The sequence below is a fragment of the Synechococcus sp. NOUM97013 genome, assembly GCF_014279815.1.
Classification (GTDB): Bacteria; Cyanobacteriota; Cyanobacteriia; order PCC-6307; family Cyanobiaceae; genus Synechococcus_C.
This window is the reverse complement of record NZ_CP047941.1, coordinates 1,980,485-2,000,083: the sequence shown is the minus strand read 5'-3', so window position 1 is coordinate 2,000,083 and position 19,599 is coordinate 1,980,485. Positions and strand designations below refer to the sequence as shown.

Below are 19,599 nucleotides of genomic sequence, written 5' to 3'. Positions count from 1 at the left end.
CCACCTGCCCGGTCTTATGGCTCCGATCGACTGGATCATCCTGATTGGCTATCTGGCGGCGACGCTGGCTCTGGGTCTCTGGTTGGCTCGACGCAACCGTGGTGAGGATGACTACTTCGTGGCAGGTCGCAGTCTCAGCGGCTGGCTTGCGGGTGCATCGATGGCGGCCACGACCTTTTCCATCGATACGCCGCTCTACGTGGCGGGCATCGTCGGCACCCGAGGCCTCGCGGCCAACTGGGAGTGGTGGGGGTTCGGCCTGGCTCATGTGGCGATGGCGGTGGTGTTTGCACCGCTCTGGCGCCGAAGTGGCGTGCTCACGGATGCGGCCTTCACCGAACTGCGTTACGGGGGGCCGGCAGCGGCCTGGCTCCGCGGCATCAAAGCCTTCCTCTTGGCATTGCCGGTCAACTGCATCGGCATCGGTTACGCCTTCCTGGCCATGCGCAAAGTGGTGGAGGCTCTGGGCATCGTCTCCAACCAACCGGTGGCCGCCGCCGGAGGCATCCCCGACACACTGCTGCTGCTGAGCATCGTGGCTGCCTTGGTGCTGGCGTACACCGTGGCCGGGGGACTGTGGGCCGTGGTGATTACCGATTTCATTCAGTTGCTCTTGGCGCTGCTGGGGGCCTCCGCCGTGGCTTGGGCTGCCGTGCATGCGGCTGGCGGCATGGGCTCACTTCTGGATCAGCTCAGCGCCATGGAGCGTCCGGAGCTGTTGTCCCTCGTTCCATGGCGCTGGGGCCCCGATGGTTTCGACTGGATCGGTGGAGCTGGTATCAGCATCTCGACCTTCCTGGCTTATCTCACCGTGCAGTGGTGGAGCTTCCGACGCAGTGACGGCGGTGGTGAATTCATCCAGCGGATGTTGGCGACGAAAGACGAGCAGCAGGCGCGGCTGGCCGGTTGGGTGTTTTTGGTGGTCAACTATTTGGTACGCAGCTGGTTGTGGGTGCTCGTGGCCTTGGCGGCTCTCGTGTTGCTGCCGGATCAGAGCGATTGGGAGATGAGCTACCCCGCCCTGGCTGTCCAGCTGTTGCCTCCGGTGGTGCTTGGTCTGGTGGTGGTGTCACTGGTTGCTGCCTTCATGAGCACCGTCAGCACCTCCGTGAACTGGGGTGCCAGCTATCTGACCCACGATCTCTATCAACGTTTCCTGCGCCCGAACGCTTCGCCGCGCGAGTTGCTGCTGGTGGGTCAGGTGATGAGTGTGATGCTGTTGGTCCTGGGGGTGGCAACGGCTCTGATCAGCGACAGCATCGGAACGGTCTTCCGTCTGGTGATCGCTATCGGCACCGGTCCAGGGGTGGTGCTGGTGCTGCGCTGGTTCTGGTGGCGGATCAACGCAGCTGCGGAGCTGGCCGCGATGCTCTGTGGCTTTGTGGTTGGACTCTCCACATCGGTGGTGCCCCTGCTGCAGATCAGTGATTACGGCCAGCGACTGATGGTCACCACCTCGCTCACCGCTGTGGTTTGGATCCTTGTGATGCTGGTGACACCACCGGAGTCACCGGCTGTGCTGGAGCGCTTTGTGCAGACGGTGCAACCCCCTGGCCCCGGTTGGAGCCAGTGGCGTCGGCGCTTTGATGTGCAGGCCAGTGAGAGCCTTTCAGACCTGCTGGCCCGGTTCGTGTTCAGTTCGGGTGTGCTGTTCGGTGCCTTGTTGGGGTCCGGTGCTTTCCTTCTGCACCAGACGTTGCTGGGCTGGCTCGGCTTGGTGGTGGCTGTGGTCTCGTTGACGCTGCTTCGCCTCCCACGTCGTTCGGTCGCACCGCTCTGAGCGAGCGCCAGTCACAATGCACTGAAATCAGGAAACGCCTTGGCCTTTTTCCGCAGCACCCTGCTCCCCATCCTGATCGTGGCTCTGTTCGCTCTGGCTCTCGTCGCCGTCAGCGCCAGGATTTGGCTCCCCGGTGACATGCTGGCGCCTGCACCAATCGGCTGAGATTACGATCGGTCCATGAGCGATTCATCCGGCAACCAGAAGGAGGACCCGAGGCCTGAGTTGGCCATCGACCCTGATGTGCTGGCGCGCGAGCTCGAAGCGGAGCTTGTGGGTGACCCCCTCGATGAGATCGCACCCGATGATCCGGAAGGTGATGCACTCGAGGCCGTGCGTTCCTGCGACGCAGGCTTGGAGTGGCTGAAGCAAGGCCATGACCAAAGGCTTCAGGGTCTCAGAGTGTTCTGCGAGCACCGCGATCCTCGGGCCGTCCCCTTGCTGTTGCCGCTGCTGGACGAGACCTGTCCAGTGGTACGGATGAGTGCTGTTTATGCGCTGGGTCGCAATCCTTCGACGCAGGCTGTGCAGGCGTTGCTCAATCTTCTTCAGGTCGATAGCAATGCCTATGTACGCAAAGCCACGGCCTGGAGTTTGGGCAATTACTCCGATGCTCCGGTGCTCAATCCGTTGATCCGTGCCTTGCAGGTCGACGTTGCAGCTGTTCGACTTTGGGCATCCGTTTCTCTGGCTGAGGCCGGTAGTACCTCTCCCGCCAAGGCGGATCTCGCTGCGGGACAGCTTCTGCTCAGCCTGAAGATCGACAGCGAGCCTGTGGTGCGCAGCAACTGCATTTGGGCACTCGGCCGCCTTCACGACATGTTGGTCAAGCCTCGCCAGGAGGAAGTGGTCGAAAGCTTCGTGGCCGCACTTCTGAAGGATCCTGAAACCGCAGTACGCGATGAAGCGCGGACCGCTCTCGAGCAGTTAGACAGTCCGGACCTGGTGGACCGCTTGCAGACCCTGCTGGACGAAGGACTGCTGCTTTGACTCCAGGGCCTGAAGCTCTGAATCAAATGTGGTCGGATCCGGTGACAGGTGATCTCAGGCTTCGGTCACTTCCCCTTAACATGCGCTCAATTCTGTGTTGGTGCATGCCTCAACGCACAGTTCGATTCCGCATCCGTCCTGACGGGCGTGTTGAAGAGCAGGTGGAGGGTGTCAGCGGCGACGCCTGTCTGCAGCTCACGGATCGTCTTGAGGCAGCCCTTGGCACCGTTGAACAGCGTCAGCCCACGGCTGAAGCCTTCAATACCCCTCAGGTCCTGACCCAGTCGCAATCTCAGTCCGTCGAGCCTTCCTGATGTCTCACTTCAGCACCGTCAAAACCGAACTTCGTCAGCTCGCCCCACTGCGCGGAGCGCTTGAAGATCTGGGTTACACCCCGGGCGAGATTCAGCAAGCTGTGCGCGGTTACCAGGGTCAGACCGTTGACGCAGAACTGGCCGTTGCTGTCGAGGGCAGTGCGGATTTCGGTTTCAGTTGGAATGAATCCAGTGGCGCCTACGAGTTCGTCACCGATTTGGACCTCTGGCGTCAGCCCATTCCGGTGGAGCGATTCCTCTCCAAGCTCACCCAGCGTTACGCCCTGCGCTCTGTGCTGGAAGCCAGCCGCCAAGAAGGGTTTGATGTGGCTCAACAGACTGATTGCCAGGACGGTTCTATTGAGCTCGTGGTGACCCGCTGGGACGCCTGAGTCCAGTCATGTTGCGTCGGAAGATCAGTGGTTGACCCCTCGGCGGCCGCCTACGTCGCCGCTTCCTACGAGCAGGATGAGCGCACCGGACGGGAGCCTGTTCTTGGAGGTGAGCTGCGCGAAAAGGCTGTGTGGGTGGATGAAGCGGTGTGCATCGGTTGCCGCTATTGCGCCCATGTCGCCACCAACACGTTCTGCATTGAACCCAACCTCGGGCGTTCGCGTGCCATCCGTCAGGACGGCGACAGCACCGAACGCATTCAGGAGGCGATCGAGACCTGTCCGGTGGATTGCATCCATTGGGTTGCCTTCGATGATCTGCCGGGCTTGAAGCAGCAACTGGATGCCCAGGAGTTGCTGCCACTGGGCCTCCCTTCACCGGCTCGTTTGCGTCGACAGTTGCCACGCAACACCAGCCACGATTGATGTCTAGTTCCGCTCTGCCCACCCGACGTTTCGGGCGTACGGAGATCGCCATGCCGGTGCTCTCTTTGGGTGGCATGCGCTTTCAGCAGAGCTGGACCGACTTGGCGCCTGACGCCATCACCGGGGAATCTCAGCGTCTCCTGGAAGACACTCTGGGCCGTGCGGTGCAGGCTGGATTCCACCATGTGGAAACCGCGCGGCATTACGGCAGTTCAGAGCGTCAACTGGGTTGGGCTCTTCCCGAAAGCCCCGATGTGTCAAGAATCCTTCAGACCAAGGTGCCGCCCCAGGCTGATCCCGAGGCCTTTGAGGCTGAGCTGGAGTTATCGCTGGAACGCCTGCAGGTGCAACGGGTTGATCTGCTGGCCATTCATGGCATCAACCGTCATGACCATCTCGAACAGACCATTCGCCCCGGTGGATGTCTGGACGTCGTCCGCCGTTGGCAAGCGGAGGGGCGTATTGGTCACGTGGGGTTCTCCACCCATGGCGAGCCCGAGCTGATCGTCGATGCGATCGAGACGGACTGTTTCGATTACGTGAACTTGCACTGGTATTTCATCCGTCAGGACAATGAACCTGCGATCGCGGCAGCCCATCGCCATGACATGGGTGTGTTCATCATCAGTCCGACGGACAAGGGGGGGCATCTGCACACACCGGGGCCACGGCTCCGTGCGTTGACAGCGCCCCTGCATCCAATCGTGTTCAACGATCTCTTCTGTCTGCGGGACCCCAGGGTGCACACGATCAGCGTCGGGGCTTCCTGCCCGGATGATTTGGGGCTCCACCTTGATGCGGTGGCGATGCTCGACCAGGCGGACAGGCTGATCACGCCGATCGAGCAGAGCTTGGAGCAAGCGGCACGGGAAGCATTGGGCGGTGCATGGATGGACAGTTGGCAGCAGGGTCTGCCCCATTGGCAAGACACACCGGGTGAGCTGAATCTTCCTCTGCTTCTGTGGTTGCATAACCTGCTCGAGGCCTGGGATCTCGAGGGTTTTGTCAAAGCCCGATATGGTCTGCTCGGGCGTGGTGGCCATTGGTTTCCTGGCTCCAATGCGGACCCCCTTGATCTCACCGTCACGGAGACGGATCTGTTGGCTGTTCTGAAGGCCAGCCCCTGGCGAGATCAAATTCCTGGAATCCTTCGACGTCTCAGAGATCGTGTGGGCGGAGAGCGTCAGGAGCGCCTTTCGTCGGCCTGACCTCCCAAGGGAAGCTTCGTCGGCACTCCGATCGCGCGGGGATAGATCTTGGGTGTTGCGCGATCAGTGCTGATGCGAATCAGTGTGCGGGGGCCCCGATCCGCAGGCAGTTCCGTGCGGCTGATGCCGTCGCTGCGTGCGTTCAGCAGCTTCAGGGCCGGTTGCAGTTCGGCATCGTCGCTGTCCTGCCAGCGGCCCCGATAGAGCAGGGCCTGCCCTTGCTGTTGAAGCAGGGGCACGAGATATTCCGCCACCACAGGTGCAGCAGCCACAGCCCGTGCCATGGCCAGGTCGAATTGACCTCTGCACCCTGGATCGTGGCCTGTGCGTTCGACCCGTTCGGTGCGAACGACCACGCGGTCGCTCAGCCCCAGCGCAGTCGCCATGGCAGCGACTGCTGCGGTTTTACGCCCAACCGAGTCCACCAGAGTCAGGTGGGCACCCGGCAGCGCAATCGCCACAGCCAGCCCTGGAAATCCCCCACCTGTGCCCACATCAATGCAGCGACGTGGGGTCTCTGGTTTCTCCAGCTCCGGCAGCAGGGGCCAGAGGCTATCCAGCACTTGTGCAATCCAGAAATCCTCGCCTTGCACCAGACGGGTGAGGTTGACCCGGCCGTTCCAGTCCTCCAGCAACCGTTGCAGGTCAATCAGTTGTTGCAGTTGCTGGGGATCCGGAGTCCATCCGAGCAACCTCCAAAGCTCTGGCCCTGGCTTGGCGAACGGCGATGAATCCGGCATGGCGGCCTGCCCTTCAGACCTTCCTAGAATGCCTGCAAGGACGTAGGTGCTTCTGCTGGCGATGGCTCCTCCGGTCCAGGACATCACCCATTACGAGCGTCTGGGCGTGTCCCGCGGAGCTGATGTCGACACCGTGCGGCAGGCGTTCCGACGCCTGAGTAAGGCCGTGCATCCCGACACCACCCGTTTGCCGGCTGAGGACGCTGCCCGTCAGTTCCAATTGCTGCGCGACGCCTACGAGCAGCTCACGGATCCAGGCATGCGGCGGCTCTACGACACTGCGCTGCGGGAGCGCGACCATCCCCCAGCTTTGAAGACCCCCTCGTTTCCGGTCCCTGACAGCATCGGTCAGCGTCGGCCTCTCTCCGGCGGCGAATGGCTGTCGCTGCTCCTGTTGCTGGGTGCTCTGGCTCTTTGTCTGCTGCTGGGTGTGGGTGTGGCCTGGAGTCGTGGGCTGGAGCTTCAGGTGCAGCCGAGCTGGTTGCTCGAGGAGCAGACTCAGAAGAGTGCTGAGCAATCCGGAGGTTCCGATGGCCTCACTCCCTTCGTCAGAAACGCCGCTCAACCAGCACTCCCTCAGAGCCCTTGAAGGCTGGTTGGAGACGCTGGGTGCGACTCGCAGTGAGCAAGACCCCTGCGACTGGAACTGGGAACAGCCTGAATGGAGGGCACGGTTGCGTCTTGATCAGGAAGACCTTGGTGTGATGTGGGATTCGGCGGTGCCACCGCGCAGCTGCAGTTACTCCTACCGGCTTCCCAGAGCCGACGTCGAGGCCGCCTTGCGATTCGGCCCTTGATCCATTTCACGGGGCGCTGGCAGGCAATGCCTCCAATCCGTTGGCGATCGCCTCATAGCACTGATCCAGCTGGGTGTTGCTGATGCAGAGCGGCGGCAAAAGATAGACCACATCCCCCAGAGGACGAATCAGCACCCCCTGGTCCCTGACGAGTCGTCGCAACACTTTGCCGGCCGGGTTGAGATAGCCCTGGGCGCCATCGGTCACCAGGTCGAAGGCGGCGATGGTGCCGCAGAGCCGAGGACGCTGCACCCTGGGATGGTGTGCCAGCCGTTCCAATCGATGGCGATGGCGCTGTTCGAATTGTTCGTGAAGTTGCGGCTCGGCTTCGAGTAAATCCAGGCTGGCATTGGCCGCAGCACAGCCCAGCGGGTTGGCCGTGAAGCTGTGGCCATGCCAGAGGGTCTTGGTTGGATCGGTGCCGAGAAACTCCTCGAAGATCGCTTTCGTTGCCAGCGTGATTCCCATCGGCAAGAACCCTGCTGTCAGCCCCTTGGATAGGGCCACCAGATCCGGTGTGATGCCCGCTCTCTGGGACGCCAGCAGGCGGCCGCAGCGTCCGAATCCCGCCATCACTTCATCGGCGATCAGCAAACTGCCGGCTTCGCGCACCCGCTGTTCAACCGCCTGCAGAAACTGCGGACGCACCATGCGCATCCCGCCCGCTCCCTGAACGAGCGGTTCGAGAATGACAGCTGCTGTCGGTGTGCGCAGCGCCAGTTCCAGTGCGTCTAAGGCCTGCTGCTCGCGGCGCTCCACCTCCTCGTCGTTCCAGTGGGTATGGGGCCACGGAACCCGGGTCACGGGAAACAGCAGCGGATCAAAGGGTTCACTGAACAGACTGCGTGCCCCGACGGCCATCGCGCCAAAGGTGTCGCCGTGATAAGCCCCATCGAAGGCAATCAGCTGCTGACGGGCTTCGCCACGGTTGTGCCACCACTGCACGGCCGTTTTCAGCGCCACTTCCACGGCTGTGGATCCGTTGTCGGAGAAGAACACCCGGTCCAGTCCAGTGCGTTCGGCCAGGCGTTCCGCCAGGCGTTCCGCCTGGGGATGGGTGAATTCGGCGAAGATCACCTGCTCCAGGGTGGCCGCCTGTCCCGCGATTGCTGCTGCCACCACAGGGTGGGCATGGCCATGCAGCGTGACCCACCAACTGCTGATGGCATCGATCAGCGGTGCCCCTTCCGCCCTGTAGAGAACCGCACCTTCGCCGCGAACCACCTGTTCCAGCGGGGGCGTGCTGGTGATGGAGGTGAAAGGAGGCCAAAGATTGGGGTGATGGTTCCGTGACACTGAGCACGTTCGATCGCCTGTTGTCATCATGGGCATACGACGAGAGGGGGGGGACCATGACCACGCCTCAGGTTCGTGGCCGCAGGCTGCGATCACCCTCGAATCGCTTCGTGCAGCCTGCGCCTCAGACACCGCGCTATGGCTCGGGTCGTGAAGGTTCCCGGAGCATCTTTTTCGAAGGTGGTTGGCCCTGCATCAAGGCACGTCTTGAAATGCGGGGCTGGTCACCATCACAGATCGAACAGATCCATGAGCAGTTGCGCCAGGGATGGCCTCTGTCAATGGCTGTGCGCCATGTGGCTTTGCTGATGGGGCGTTGTCCCTTGCGGTCCAGGCCGCTGGGTTAAGCAAGGGATTGCGATCAGCGGCAGACTTCGCTGTCTAGTTCGCTCTGGGTTGCGATCGGTCCGCAGTTGAACCAACGCACCAACTGCACTTCCACATCCGTGAACAGGACGAGAATGCCGCCGCAGAGAAGAACTACGGCAACGGTGGCCCAGGTCTGACGGCTAGTCATTGGTGATCCGGGCATTCAGCAAGCGCCTCGAACTTAGTGCCCAAGCCCTGCTTTTGCCATGCATGCGCCAGTGCAGCCGCGTTGAGCGGTTGCAACGGCGGTAGTTCCGCCAGAACGGGAACCTTTCCCAGTTCAGCGAGGGTGCGTGGATTGTCGTCGTGCAGGGGACCGTTGATCACGAGACCCAGCACTGGGATGCTGCGGTTTCGGAGTGCCTCCAGGCTGAGCAGGGTGTGATTAAGCGTGCCTAGCCCACTGCGAGCGACGAGCACCACGGGCAGCCCCCAGCGCTGCAGCTGATCAATTTGCTGCCATGACCGGTTCAGTGGCACATGCAGCCCCCCCGCTGTTTCCACCACGAGGGGCGTTCCATCGTCTGCTGGCAGGGTCAGGCGATCGGGGTCGAGATGTCTGTTCTCAAGCTCTGCAGCCCAATGCGGCGACACAGGAGCTTCAAAGGCGTAAGCCTCGGGAATCCAGTGGGAGGCTGGCAAGTCGATCAGATCCACCACCCGTTGACGATCTCCGCCGCCCTCCAGTCCGCTCTGGACCGGTTTCCAGTAACGGGCCTTCAACCCCTGCACGAGTAAGGCACTGATCACGGTTTTGCCGACGTCGGTGTCGGTGCCGCAAACCGCGAGGCGCAGTGGAGTCCGGGATGCCGTCATCGGCGGATCAGCAGCAGTTGGATCAACCAGGTGAGTCTGAGTGGTCGATCGCCGTCGCAATCAGGCCAACACCTCTGCAGCGCCCGCCAGTCCTGCACAGACAGGGCCCGGTTCCGGCTTGAACCAGCACCCACGCGGCGGAGCGGTTTCAGCAGCCGGGGAAGATTGATGGCCGTTGTGGTGAAGCGAAGCTGTTGGGTGAATTGGATCTGCTCCGGTTCGAGATTGCCGCATAACGACGCGTGGTGTGGAAACGCCAGGGCGCTGCAGGCAACACCGCTTTGGGCCGAAGCCTGATGCCACTGCGGGAAGCAGCCTTCAACGGGTAAGGCGAGCGCTAGACATCCACCCGGTTGAAGCCGTTGCAGCCATTGCTGCACCCGTTGTTCAGGACTGTCCAGCCAGTGCAGACAGAAGCTGGAGGCCAGCAGACTGGGGCTTGGCTCCCAGTTCGGCAGAGGTTGCCTCAGGTCCCAGAGCTGGGTGTGCGCATCGGGTGGTTGGCGGCGCAACATGGCATCACTCCCGTCCAGTCGCAGCACTCCTTGCCCTGGGTGATGGGTCTCCAGTGCATCGGCAAGGTTCCCGGTGCCGCTGCCGAGATCAACCCATAGCCCCCTAGGGACGCCGATCCTTTTGCAATGGCCGGCTAGGCGCCAGGCCACGGCCCGCTGCAGCATCGCCGCCGCGTCGTAGCTCCCGGCCGCGGCCCCGAAGCGTGACAGCACGCGGTCACCCCATTGATCGGCTGTCATGCCGGTTCTGGGGACACACGGTCCAGCCACTGTTGAACACGCCTCAGCAGATCGGGTACCAGCAGGGCATGGCCAGTACTGCGGAGATGCCAGTGCTCTGGTGGCTGTTCGAGATGGCCTTCCAGGGCGATCAGCTGATCTCGACTGGCGGCTGGAGAGACGATCGCATCCTCCTCGGCATCCACCACGAGAACCCTCGCGCTGGAGGGGAGTCCTTCGGGCAGGCCACGAGTGGCGATCAGCCGGTCAAGATCGTTGGCCAGGCGTTCTCGGCCTTCCGTAGACAGTCCTTTCTGCACAGGCCCAGGCGGCAAGCCATCAGCGCTGTCGGGCTGCGCGGCCCGTTGCAGGAAGGTGCGCAGCATGGCGGTTTCTTCTGCACTACCGATTGCCTTGCGCATGCCCTTCAGTCCTGTTCGCAGCGCACGCCCGTGCGGGCCTTCCGGAACGAATCGCCCGAAGCTGGCCAGCAGCACGATCTCCGTGGCTTCACTCAGCACATCAGGCCCAATGAGATGGGGGCCCAGGGAATGAGCGATGACAGCACGGCATGGTTTGGTTTTCTTTGGTTCCGTCGTCCTCCAGGTGGGGATCACAGGTGTGCGGTCGCCGTAGCCGCGTTCGCCATTGCACCAGCTCCAGCCATGCCGGCTGAAATGACGCTCCCAGGGGTGCCAGCTGCTCCCGTCGCCGCTCCAGCCATGCATGGCGATGACCTGTTTCATCGAGGACTGCCGGTGCGAGCCAGAACCTGGATCAGAGAGTCCAATGTCTCATCGGGCAGGGTGCGATGCAGCACCAGGCGGAGCCGGGCACTGCCTTCCGGCACGGTGGGTGGGCGGATCGCAACGGTGAGCAAACCTGCTAGCTCCAGCTCTCCCTGCAGGTCCAGCGATGCCTGGTCGTCCCCCACCAGCAGAGGCACGATCGGTCCGGTCCCGATCGGCCGTGTCCAGCCTGCGTTCTGCAGTTGAGCTCGCCAGGTCTCGCCCCGTTGCACCAGCTCCGCCCCCCAGGTCGGGTTGGCCTGGATCAGCTGCAAAGCGGCCAGGGCCGCGGCGGCCAGTGAAGGCGCCAGAGCAGTGGTGTACCGAAAGGCACCACTGCTCTGCAGCAGATGCTCGCCAAGGGCTTCGTCACAGGCGAGGAAAGCGCCACCGCTGCCGAAGGATTTGCCAAAGGTGCCACTGATCATGGTCACGTCGTGCATCCCGAACCCCAGACCCCGACCAGCGTCACCCAGCACGCCGAGGGCGTGCGCTTCATCCAGCAGCAGCTTGGCTCCGTGCTCTCGACAGAGCGCTGACAGGTCCGCCAGCACAGGACTGGTCCCCTCCATGCTGAATAGGCTTTCTGTGATCACCAGCAGCGCAGCGCTTGGACGATCGTTCCGGCATTGCCGCAGCAGATGCTCCAGCGCCTGAAGGTCGTTGTGGGCAAATCGCCTGAGCCGAGCACCGCTGGCCTGCACGCCCACCAGCAGGGAGTGATGAATCAGCCGATCCGCCAGCACAATTGTGTGCCGGTCCGCCAGCGCGCTCACGGCCGCCAGATTGGCCTGGAACCCACTGGGAAACAGCAGCACCCGTTCGCGTCCGAGCCAGTGGGACAGCGCGGTTTCCAGTTGGTCGTGCACGGGGCGTGTACCGCTCACCAGGCGTGATCCTGCGGCTCCAGCACCACTGCGCAGCAGTTCCTCATGCGCTGCGGCGATCACAGCCGGATGGCGGCACAGGCTCAGATAGTCATTGCTGGCCAGATCCAGCATTCCCTCATCGGCATCAGTGACCCCCGCTCGCAAGCGACCGTCCTCACCAGTTGGAGTCCAGGTGCGCAGCTGACGGCGACGGGCCGGAGGAATACTCATGCCATCAGTCTCGGTCCCCACTGCCCAGCAGGATGGACGACGTTGTTTGGCTTTCACAGCCTCCATCCATGGCACGTGCCCTGGAGCGTTTCACCCTGCTCTTTCCCCTCTGGACTCTGATGGCTGCAGCGCTGTCGCTGCTGCAGCCCGATTGGTTCAGCTGGGTGAGTGGCCCTGTGATCGTCTGGTCGCTTGCCTTGATCATGCTGGGGATGGGGCTGGGTCTGGCACCGGCCGATTTCCGCCGGGTGCTGGTGGCGCCCAAACCGGCTTTGGTCGGTGTGGTCTGTCAGTTTTTGGTGATGCCGTTGCTGGCGGCCTTGGTGGCCTGGATGCTGGGTCTGGCACCACCGTTGGCAGTGGGGTTGATTCTCGTGGGCTGCTGCCCCGGAGGAACCGCGAGCAATGTGGTCGCACTGATTGCCAGAGCCGACATCGCCCTCTCGGTGGTGATGACTTCGCTCAGCACGCTGCTGGCTGTGGTGTTGACACCTCTGCTGACCAGTCTGCTGGCGGGGCGTTATGTGCCCGTGGATGGCTGGACCCTGCTGGCCAATGTGCTGCAGGTGGTGCTGGTTCCGGTGGCCTTGGGCGTGTCCCTCAAGCAGGGGCTGCCGCGCTTCGCGGCCCGTGTCGAGCCCCTGATGCCTCCGGTGGCAGTGCTTGCGATTGCGCTGATCGTGGGCGGCATTGTTGGCAGTCAGCAGGAGGTGCTGTTGCGTCAGGGAGGATTGCTAGTGCTGGCCACACTGCTGCTGCATAGCGGTGGGTTCCTCTTGGGTTGGCTGATTCCCGCGGTGATGGGGGAATCGGTACCGGCGCAGCGCACCATCAGCATTGAGGTCGGCATGCAGAACTCGGGATTGGCTGTGGTTCTGGCCCGCTCCGGTGGCTTTGCCAGCCCACTCACGGCTCTGCCGGGTGCCATTTCAGCTGTGATCCATTCCCTGCTGGGAAGCCTTTTGGCAGCTCTCTGGCGGCGGCGTCCTTAGGATCGCCCCATGTCAGATCCCGAGACCCAGGCTGCAAAGCCCGAAAGCGGGGGATCTCCGGATCCGGCGCAACTGTTTCCGTTTCCACTGGATGACTTTCAGCTGGATGCGATCGATGCGCTGAACCAGGGCCATTCCGTGGTGGTCAGCGCTCCCACGGGTTCTGGGAAGACGTTGATCGGTGAGTACGCCATCTACAGGGCGATGGCACATGGTCAGAAGGTTTTTTACACCACGCCTCTGAAGGCGTTGTCTAATCAGAAGCTTCGTGATTTCCGCGAGCAGTTCGGTGCCGAGAACGTCGGCCTGATGACAGGCGATCTCAGCGTCAACCGCGAAGCATCGATCGTGGTGATGACCACGGAAATCTTCCGCAACATGCTCTACGCCGAGGCGGATGAGCATGACGATCCCCTGGCGAATGTGGAGGCCGTGGTGCTGGATGAGTGCCACTACATGAATGATTCCCAGCGAGGCACCGTTTGGGAAGAATCGATCATTCACTGCCCACCGGCGGTTCAGCTGGTCGCGCTGTCCGCCACGGTGGCCAATGCAGGGCAGCTCACCGATTGGATTGAACGGGTCCATGGCCCCACTCGACTGGTGCTCAGTGACTTCAGACCGGTGCCGCTGCAGTTCAGCTTCTGCAGTGCCAAGGGACTGCACCCTTTGTTGAACGATGAGGGCACAGGAATTCATCCCAACTGCAAGGTCTGGCGAGCACCCAAAGGCCACAAACGCAAGGGGCGTTCGCCCCGTCCTCCTCAGCCAGAGCCCCCGCCAATCAGCTTCGTCGTGGCGCAGATGGCAGAGCGGGACATGCTGCCGGCCATCTATTTCATTTTCAGCCGCCGCGGTTGTGACAAGGCGGTGCGCGATCTCGGTGTGCAGTGTCTGGTCACCGAGGCCGAGCAGGCTCGGATCCGAGAACGCCTGAAGGCCTACACCGCGGCCAATCCGGAAGCGGTGCGCGATGGTCTGCATGCCGATGCCCTGCTCCGTGGCATCGCCGCTCATCACGCCGGCGTTCTGCCGGCTTGGAAAGAGTTGATTGAAGAGCTGTTCCAGCAGGGTTTGGTGAAGGTGGTGTTTGCCACTGAAACGCTTGCCGCCGGCATCAACATGCCCGCTCGCAGCACGGTGATTGCGTCCCTGTCGAAACGCACCGAGCGTGGCCATCGCCCGCTGATGGCGAGTGAATTTCTGCAGATGGCCGGACGGGCCGGACGCCGTGGCTTGGATTCCAAGGGATATGTGGTCACGGTGCAAAGCCGATTTGAAGGGGTTCGTGAGGCGGGTCAGTTGGCCACCAGCCCGGCAGATCCTCTGGTGAGTCAGTTCACTCCCAGTTACGGCATGGTTCTCAACCTCCTGCAGCGTCACGATCTGGCCAAGGCGCGTGAGCTGGTGGAACGCAGTTTCGGGCGTTATCTGGCCGGCCTCGACCTTGTGGAAGAGGAAGAGATCCTCGAGCAGCTGCGACTGCAGCTCGGGCAATTGCAGGGATCAGCCGGTGATGTCCCCTGGGAGGATTTCGAGGACTATGAAAAGCGCCGGGGACGATTGCGCGAAGAGCGCCGTCTCCTGCGCATCCTTCAGCAGCAGGCTGAAGAAACCCTGGCCCATGAACTCACGCTGGCTTTGCAGTTCGCCAGCGTGGGAACTCTGGTCAGCCTGAAGTCACCCCAGCTCAGAGGAGGGGTCACGCCGGCGGTGATCGTCGAGAAATGTGAGGGGCCAGGTCAGTTTCCGCTGCTGCTCTGTCTCACGCTCGACAACGTTTGGCTGTTGGTGCCCTGTCAGGCCGTGGTGAGCCTGCATGCTGAACTCAGCTGCCTGCAGGTCGAGGGTGTTCAATCTCCTGAGCTCAGTCGTCCTGGGGAATTGCGCCATGGTGACCAGCAGAGCGGCGGCCTGGCACTTGCCGTCGGGCATATGGCTCAGCGGCATGACATGACCACTCCGCAGTACGACCTGGCGGGTGAAGTGCTGTCTCAGGCTCAGACGGTGAACGATCTGGAAGCGGATCTCCAGGAGCACCCGGCTCATCGCTGGGGCGATCGCAAGCAGCTCAAGAAGCATCGCCGCCGCATGGAAGATCTGGAGGTGGAGATTGCTGAGCGTCAGCAGGTGTTGCATCACCGGGCGAACCGTCACTGGGAGACATTCCTCTCCCTTATGGAGATCCTCCAGCACTTTGCGGCGCTCCATGACCTGGAGCCCACGGAGATTGGCCGCACCGTTGCGGCCTTGCGCGGTGACAACGAACTGTGGCTCGGCCTGGCGCTGATGAGCGGACATCTCGATGATCTGCCCCCGGCGGAACTGGCTGCTGTGTTTGAAGCCATCAGCACCGAGGTCAACCGTCCGGATCTGTGGAGTGGCTTCCCGCCGCCGGCACGGGCGGAAGAGGCGCTCCAGGATCTATCCGGACTTCGACGTGAGCTGTTGCGGGCTCAGGAACACCACCAAGTGGTAGTTCCCGCCTGGTGGGAGCCCGAGCTGATGGGCCTTGTGGAGGCATGGGCGAGTGGGACCTCCTGGAATGATCTGATTGCCAACACCTCACTGGATGAAGGCGATGTCGTTCGGATCATGCGCCGGACGGTGGATCTGCTCGCTCAGGTGCCCTACTGCGAAGCTATCAGTGAGCAGCTCCGCAGCAAGGCCCGTCAGGCGCTGAAGGCCATCAACCGCTTCCCCGTGGCCGAAGCCGACGACCTGCTGAAGGCCGCGGCGGCCGAGGCGGAGGGGCTGAATCCAGCGACCGAACGGGCTGCGTGATCAGCTTCTCGTGTGATCAGCCGCGGCAGACGGCCATCGCGGCGGGATCCACGATGCGATCAAACTCCTCGCCGGTCACATAGCCCAGTTCAAGGGCGGCCTCGCGCAAGCTTGAACCCTGGTCATGGGCATGCTTTGCAATGGCACTGGCCTTGTCGTAGCCGATGACCGGTGCCAGGGGCGTGACCAGCATCAGTGACTGTTCCACATCGTGCTGGATGCGTTTGGCATTGGGTTCAATCCCCTCCACCATGGCCACCCGGAAGCAGCGGCAGGCGTCCGTCAGCAGAGTGATGGCCTGAAGCAGGTTGAAGCCGATCAGGGGCTTGTAGACGTTCATCTGCAGATGCCCGCCGGCGCCGGCCATGGCGACAGCGGCATCAAGTCCGATCACCTGAGTGCAAACCATGGCCATGGCTTCACACTGGGTTGGGTTCACCTTGCCCGGCATGATCGAGCTGCCCGGCTCATTGGCTGGTAGTTCCAGCTCATTCAGGCCAGCCCTCGGGCCGCAGGCGAGCAGACGAATGTCGTTGGCGATTTTCAGCAGGCTCACCGCCAGTTGCCGCAGCTGACCCATGGCATTCACAAGGCCGTCATGGCTGGCCATGACCGCGAACTTGTTGGGAGCTGTGCTGAATGGCAGGCCCGTGAGCTGGGCTATCTCCGCCGCAGCCTGCTTGGCGAAGCCATCAGGCGCATTGAGTCCGGTTCCGACGGCTGTGCCTCCCAGAGGAAGTGGCAGCACTTCGCTGAGACTGGCGTCGATGCGTTGGGCAGCGATGCCGATCTGATCCCGCCAGGCTGAAGCCTCCTGGCCGAGGGTGAGCGGCACCGCATCCTGAAGATGCGTTCGACCGATCTTCACGATCGCTTCCCAGGCCGTCGTTTTGGCCGCAAAGGCTGCCTGCAGATGCTCCAGTTCCGGCAGCAACCGCCGGGTGATGCCCTCCGCGGCTGCCACGTGGATGGCGGCCGGAAACGCGTCATTGGTTGATTGGGAGCGGTTGACGTGGTCGTTGGGATGGACGGGGCGATGGCTCCCCAGCGGTTCTCCCGAGGCCTGAGCGGCCAGATTGCTGATCACCTCGTTGAGGTTCATGTTGGTTTGGGTGCCGCTTCCTGTTTGCCACACCCGCAGGGGGAACTGGGTGTCGTGCTGTCCTTCGGCCACAGCTGCGGCCGCTGCCACGATCTGCTCACAGCGCTCTTGATCCAGCACCCCAAGCCGTGCATTGGTGATGGCTGCCGCCTGTTTGATCCGCGCCAGGGCATGGATCAGTTCTGGGGGCATTCGGTCGGACGCGATCGCGAAGTTCTGCAGTGATCGTTGGGTCTGGGCACCCCAGAGCGCTTCGATAGGCACCTCCACGGCACCCATGCTGTCGGTTTCGATCCGTGTCGCGTCAGGCATTCCAGGCCAGCAGAAGATTCATGAGCGCGGACCCCCGCCGGGCCGCAGCACTAAAGCAATGATCAGCAGCATGCCGCTGACACTCACCACCACATAGATCCAGTCTGCGTAGGGGGTCCAGAACATGCTGCAATCGTTGAATCAGAGTCCGAGACGGTCCCAGATCACCCCGAGGTTCGCCTGGTGCAGCTCGGTGCTGAAGCAGGCATTGAGCTGCTCGGAAGTGAGCTTGGCGGTGACGTCAGGGTCTGCCGCCAGGTTGGCGCGGAAGTTACCTCCATCGGTGTTCCAGGCGGTGTGCGCATTGCGTTGCACCACGCGATAAGCGTCTTCCCGGCTCATGCCGGCGTCCACAAGACCCAGCAGGACCCGTTGGCTGAACACCACGCCGCCGTAGACATTCATGTTGCGGAGCATGTTGCCTGGGTAAACCCCGAGGCCGGCCACCACTGCGGTCATCTCGCGCAGCATGAAATGCAGCGTGACGGAACAGTCGGGGAGCATCATCCGTTCGGTCGAGCTGTGGCTGATGTCCCGTTCGTGCCAAAGGGCCACGTTCTCCAGTGCAGCCACGACGTAACTCCGCAGCACCCTGGCCAGACCGCTGATGCGTTCGCTGCGAATCGGATTGCGCTTGTGGGGCATCGCGGAGCTGCCTTTCTGCCCCTTGGCAAAGCTTTCTTCCACTTCCAGCACGTCGGTGCGTTGCAGGTTGCGGATCTCTGTGGCGAAGCGATCCAGTGACGCGCCCACCAGGGCCAGCGTCTGGATGTAGTCAGCGTGGCGATCGCGGGAGATCACCTGAGTGCTGGCAGTGTCGGGCGTCAGGCCGAGGCGGTCGCAGGTGAGACGTTCGACTTCGGGGTCGGTGTTGGCATAAGTGCCCATGGCGCCGCTCACCTGGCCAACGGCCACATCGTGCTCCAGCCGCTCGAGTCGTTCGGCATTGCGTCGGGTCTCAGCCAGCCAGCCAGCCAGCTTGAAGCCGAAGGTGATCGGCTCGCCATGAATGGCATGGGAGCGGCCGATCATCACGGTGGATTTGTGTTCTGCAGCCAGCTTGGCGATGGCAGCATCGAGTGCTGCTAGCTCTTTGCGCAGCAGGGCCACAGAGGCCTTCAGCTGCAGTGCAACACCCGTGTCCAGCACATCACTGCTGGTCATGCCCACATGGATGTAGCGCCCCGCATCGCCCACGTGTTCATTCACGTTGGTGAGAAAGGCGATCACGTCGTGACGCACTTCCGCTTCGATTTCCAGGATCCGCTCGGGTTCAAAAGCAGCTTTGCTGCGGATATCGGCCATTGCCGCTTCGGGAACGCGTCCCAGGCTGCAATTGGCTTCACAGGCAGCCACTTCAACATCGAGCCAGCTCTGGTATTTGGCCCGGTCGGTCCAGATCTCGCCCATTTCGGGCAGGGTGTAGCGCTCGATCAAGGGATCGCAGTTGAACGGTCAATCCATGACCATACGGCGACGCAGGTGCGTGCACCCCTGGCTCGGCTTCAAGCCGAGCGGAGACGGCGATGCTCAACTTCCCACTGCACATGCTGGCCCCAGGCTTGCTGACGCACCCGGCACAGACCACCTCGACATTCGATCACCTGGAAAGGAGGAAGGTCGCTTGGGTGATTTTCAATGGTCACGAATGTGCCGGGGTGCAGGAGTTCCAGCACGTTGCGACGCCTCTTGCGCTGATGCGGGGGCTGCTTGGCTGACATGTCCGTACAACGGGTCGGACTGATCTTCCCGGAGTTGTTTGGGGTCCTCAGTGAACCTCGCAACTTTGTTCCGATTTGCCCTCTGCTTTTATGAAGAAATGGCCCGAAAACGCCGTCTGGATCTGCATCTCCTCACGTTGGGGCTGGCGTCATCGCGTCAGCAGGCCCAACAGCTGATTCGAGCCGGCAAGGTTCGCGACGTCAATGGTCAACGCCTGGAGAAGCCGGGGCAGGAAATTTCGGAAGCCGCGGAACTGAGGGTTGAGCAGCCACCGCGTTTCGTCTCAAGGGGTGGGGAGAAATTGCTGTGTGCTTTGGAGACGTTCCCCGTCACGGTGTCGGACAGGGTCTGCCTGGACGGTGGAATTTCCACCGGCGGCTTCACCGATTGCCTTCTCCAACACGGGGCAAGCCGCGTGTATGGCATCGATGTGGGCTATGGGCAAACGGCCTGGAGTCTGCGCACAGATGAGCGGGTGGTGTTGCGCGAACGCACCAATCTCAGGCGTCTGACGGCAGAGGAGCTGTACGTGCCAGGCGATCCACGGCCGACGCTTGCGGTGGCAGATGTGTCGTTCATCGCGTTGGGACTGGTGTTGCCGTCCTTGCGTGCCCTGATGGTGACGGACGGGCCTCAGGCCGCCAGTTGTGAAGCCATCGTGCTGGTCAAGCCTCAGTTTGAGGTGGGACGTGAGCGGGTCGGCAAAGGAGGGGTTGTGCGCGATCCGGAGGCCCATGCGGATGCCATCGCGGGGGTGATGGCTCAGGCAGCCCCCCTGGGATGGCAGGCGAGCGGACTCGTGGGTTCACCGATCACTGGACCGGCAGGCAATCATGAGTACCTGCTATGGCTCAGCTCCGCTGATCACCACACAGTGACCACGACCACCATCAAGGACGTGATCACTGAAACTCTCAGGATTTGAGAAGGGGACTGT

The 19,599-nt window shown here is 62.4% G+C and carries 24 protein-coding genes; 13 read left to right on the top strand and 11 right to left on the bottom strand.

The window, feature by feature from the left end:
• Positions 1-16 precede the first annotated feature (16 nt).
• The 7 genes from SynNOUM97013_RS10955 to SynNOUM97013_RS10930 all read left to right on the top strand — a co-directional run bounded on the left by SynNOUM97013_RS10955 (position 17) and on the right by SynNOUM97013_RS10930 (position 5,110).
• Entirely contained in the window at positions 17-1,780 is a 1,764-nt protein-coding gene (locus tag SynNOUM97013_RS10955; protein WP_186481595.1) for a sodium:solute symporter family protein, read from the top strand.
• 39 nt (positions 1,781-1,819) lie between these two features.
• On the top strand, positions 1,820-1,945 hold the full coding sequence (locus tag SynNOUM97013_RS13800; RefSeq protein WP_255442756.1) for a hypothetical protein: 126 nt from the start codon (positions 1,820-1,822) through the stop codon (positions 1,943-1,945).
• A gap of 15 nt (positions 1,946-1,960) precedes the next feature.
• Positions 1,961-2,770: a HEAT repeat domain-containing protein gene (locus tag SynNOUM97013_RS10950; RefSeq protein WP_186479822.1), complete on the top strand. Its 810-nt coding sequence runs from the start codon at positions 1,961-1,963 to the stop codon at positions 2,768-2,770.
• 104 nt (positions 2,771-2,874) lie between these two features.
• Positions 2,875-3,084 carry a DUF2997 domain-containing protein gene (locus SynNOUM97013_RS10945; RefSeq protein WP_186479821.1) on the top strand — a complete coding sequence of 70 codons (210 nt, stop codon included), beginning with the start codon at positions 2,875-2,877 and terminating at the stop codon, positions 3,082-3,084.
• Positions 3,084-3,476 (top strand): DUF1257 domain-containing protein, encoded by a 393-nt coding sequence (locus tag SynNOUM97013_RS10940; protein ID WP_186479820.1) that lies wholly within the window; start codon positions 3,084-3,086, stop codon positions 3,474-3,476. Before SynNOUM97013_RS10945 ends, SynNOUM97013_RS10940 begins: the two co-directional genes overlap by 1 nt.
• 27 nt (positions 3,477-3,503) lie before the next feature.
• Positions 3,504-3,902, top strand: coding sequence for a ferredoxin (locus SynNOUM97013_RS10935; RefSeq protein WP_186479819.1), 399 nt, complete (start codon positions 3,504-3,506; stop codon positions 3,900-3,902).
• Positions 3,902-5,110, top strand: a complete 1,209-nt coding sequence (locus SynNOUM97013_RS10930) for an aldo/keto reductase (RefSeq protein ID WP_255442755.1) — start codon at positions 3,902-3,904, stop codon at positions 5,108-5,110. Before SynNOUM97013_RS10935 ends, SynNOUM97013_RS10930 begins: the two co-directional genes overlap by 1 nt.
• On the opposite strand, the gene rsmG is transcribed toward SynNOUM97013_RS10930, so the two are convergent.
• Positions 5,086-5,850 (bottom strand): 16S rRNA (guanine(527)-N(7))-methyltransferase RsmG, encoded by a 765-nt coding sequence (rsmG, locus tag SynNOUM97013_RS10925; RefSeq protein ID WP_186481593.1) that lies wholly within the window; start codon positions 5,848-5,850, stop codon positions 5,086-5,088. The genes SynNOUM97013_RS10930 and rsmG overlap by 25 nt on opposite strands.
• 61 nt (positions 5,851-5,911) lie before the next feature.
• Here rsmG and SynNOUM97013_RS10920 point away from each other — a divergent pair, with 61 nt between their 5' ends.
• Entirely contained in the window at positions 5,912-6,439 is a 528-nt protein-coding gene (locus tag SynNOUM97013_RS10920) for a J domain-containing protein (RefSeq protein ID WP_186479818.1), read from the top strand.
• Entirely contained in the window at positions 6,381-6,647 is a 267-nt protein-coding gene (locus SynNOUM97013_RS10915; protein WP_186479817.1) for a DUF3143 domain-containing protein, read from the top strand. Before SynNOUM97013_RS10920 ends, SynNOUM97013_RS10915 begins: the two co-directional genes overlap by 59 nt.
• Before the next feature lie 6 nt (positions 6,648-6,653).
• On the opposite strand, the gene bioA is transcribed toward SynNOUM97013_RS10915, so the two are convergent.
• Positions 6,654-7,943, bottom strand: a complete 1,290-nt coding sequence (bioA, locus tag SynNOUM97013_RS10910; protein WP_255442754.1) for an adenosylmethionine--8-amino-7-oxononanoate transaminase — start codon at positions 7,941-7,943, stop codon at positions 6,654-6,656.
• Between the two features lie 56 nt (positions 7,944-7,999).
• On the opposite strand from bioA, the gene SynNOUM97013_RS10905 reads away from it, so the two are divergent.
• A complete protein-coding gene (locus tag SynNOUM97013_RS10905; protein WP_186479815.1) occupies positions 8,000-8,290 on the top strand; it encodes a hypothetical protein in 291 nt (96 codons plus the stop codon).
• A 14-nt stretch (positions 8,291-8,304) separates the two neighbouring features.
• Here SynNOUM97013_RS10905 and SynNOUM97013_RS10900 read toward each other — a convergent pair whose 3' ends face one another.
• Genes SynNOUM97013_RS10900 through SynNOUM97013_RS10880 form a run of 5 tightly spaced genes read right to left on the bottom strand, consistent with a single transcriptional unit; the run spans position 8,305 to position 11,750 of the window.
• Positions 8,305-8,460: a hypothetical protein gene (locus SynNOUM97013_RS10900; RefSeq protein ID WP_186479814.1), complete on the bottom strand. Its 156-nt coding sequence runs from the start codon at positions 8,458-8,460 to the stop codon at positions 8,305-8,307.
• The gene (bioD, locus tag SynNOUM97013_RS10895; protein WP_186479813.1) at positions 8,457-9,128 is read right to left on the bottom strand and encodes a dethiobiotin synthase; all 672 of its coding nucleotides are present in this window, start codon (positions 9,126-9,128) and stop codon (positions 8,457-8,459) included. Before bioD ends, SynNOUM97013_RS10900 begins: the two co-directional genes overlap by 4 nt.
• On the bottom strand, positions 9,125-9,883 hold the full coding sequence (locus SynNOUM97013_RS10890) for a methyltransferase (protein ID WP_186479812.1): 759 nt from the start codon (positions 9,881-9,883) through the stop codon (positions 9,125-9,127). Before SynNOUM97013_RS10890 ends, bioD begins: the two co-directional genes overlap by 4 nt.
• Positions 9,880-10,608: an alpha/beta hydrolase gene (locus tag SynNOUM97013_RS10885; RefSeq protein WP_186479811.1), complete on the bottom strand. Its 729-nt coding sequence runs from the start codon at positions 10,606-10,608 to the stop codon at positions 9,880-9,882. Before SynNOUM97013_RS10885 ends, SynNOUM97013_RS10890 begins: the two co-directional genes overlap by 4 nt.
• Positions 10,605-11,750 carry an aminotransferase class I/II-fold pyridoxal phosphate-dependent enzyme gene (locus SynNOUM97013_RS10880; RefSeq protein ID WP_186479810.1) on the bottom strand — a complete coding sequence of 382 codons (1,146 nt, stop codon included), beginning with the start codon at positions 11,748-11,750 and terminating at the stop codon, positions 10,605-10,607. The genes SynNOUM97013_RS10885 and SynNOUM97013_RS10880 overlap by 4 nt, the downstream gene beginning before the upstream one ends.
• Positions 11,751-11,818: 68 nt before the next feature.
• On the opposite strand from SynNOUM97013_RS10880, the gene SynNOUM97013_RS10875 reads away from it, so the two are divergent.
• Together SynNOUM97013_RS10875 and SynNOUM97013_RS10870 are read left to right on the top strand one after the other, a co-directional pair.
• Positions 11,819-12,742 (top strand): bile acid:sodium symporter family protein, encoded by a 924-nt coding sequence (locus SynNOUM97013_RS10875; protein ID WP_186481592.1) that lies wholly within the window; start codon positions 11,819-11,821, stop codon positions 12,740-12,742.
• 9 nt (positions 12,743-12,751) lie between these two features.
• Positions 12,752-15,526: an RNA helicase gene (locus tag SynNOUM97013_RS10870; protein ID WP_186479809.1), complete on the top strand. Its 2,775-nt coding sequence runs from the start codon at positions 12,752-12,754 to the stop codon at positions 15,524-15,526.
• Positions 15,527-15,542: 16 nt separating this feature from the next.
• Here the strand turns inward: SynNOUM97013_RS10870 and fumC are convergent, their stop codons facing one another.
• From fumC to SynNOUM97013_RS10850, 4 genes are all read right to left on the bottom strand, one after another.
• Positions 15,543-16,940, bottom strand: coding sequence for a class II fumarate hydratase (gene fumC / locus SynNOUM97013_RS10865; protein ID WP_186479808.1), 1,398 nt, complete (start codon positions 16,938-16,940; stop codon positions 15,543-15,545).
• A gap of 18 nt (positions 16,941-16,958) precedes the next feature.
• A complete protein-coding gene (locus tag SynNOUM97013_RS10860; protein WP_186479807.1) occupies positions 16,959-17,066 on the bottom strand; it encodes an adenylosuccinate lyase in 108 nt (35 codons plus the stop codon).
• A gap of 15 nt (positions 17,067-17,081) precedes the next feature.
• A complete protein-coding gene (purB, locus tag SynNOUM97013_RS10855; RefSeq protein ID WP_186479806.1) occupies positions 17,082-18,377 on the bottom strand; it encodes an adenylosuccinate lyase in 1,296 nt (431 codons plus the stop codon).
• Between the two features lie 68 nt (positions 18,378-18,445).
• On the bottom strand, positions 18,446-18,661 hold the full coding sequence (locus SynNOUM97013_RS10850) for a hypothetical protein (protein WP_186479805.1): 216 nt from the start codon (positions 18,659-18,661) through the stop codon (positions 18,446-18,448).
• Between the two features lie 98 nt (positions 18,662-18,759).
• Here SynNOUM97013_RS10850 and SynNOUM97013_RS10845 point away from each other — a divergent pair, with 98 nt between their 5' ends.
• Positions 18,760-19,587 carry a TlyA family RNA methyltransferase gene (locus SynNOUM97013_RS10845; RefSeq protein WP_186479804.1) on the top strand — a complete coding sequence of 276 codons (828 nt, stop codon included), beginning with the start codon at positions 18,760-18,762 and terminating at the stop codon, positions 19,585-19,587.
• Positions 19,588-19,599 lie beyond the last annotated feature (12 nt).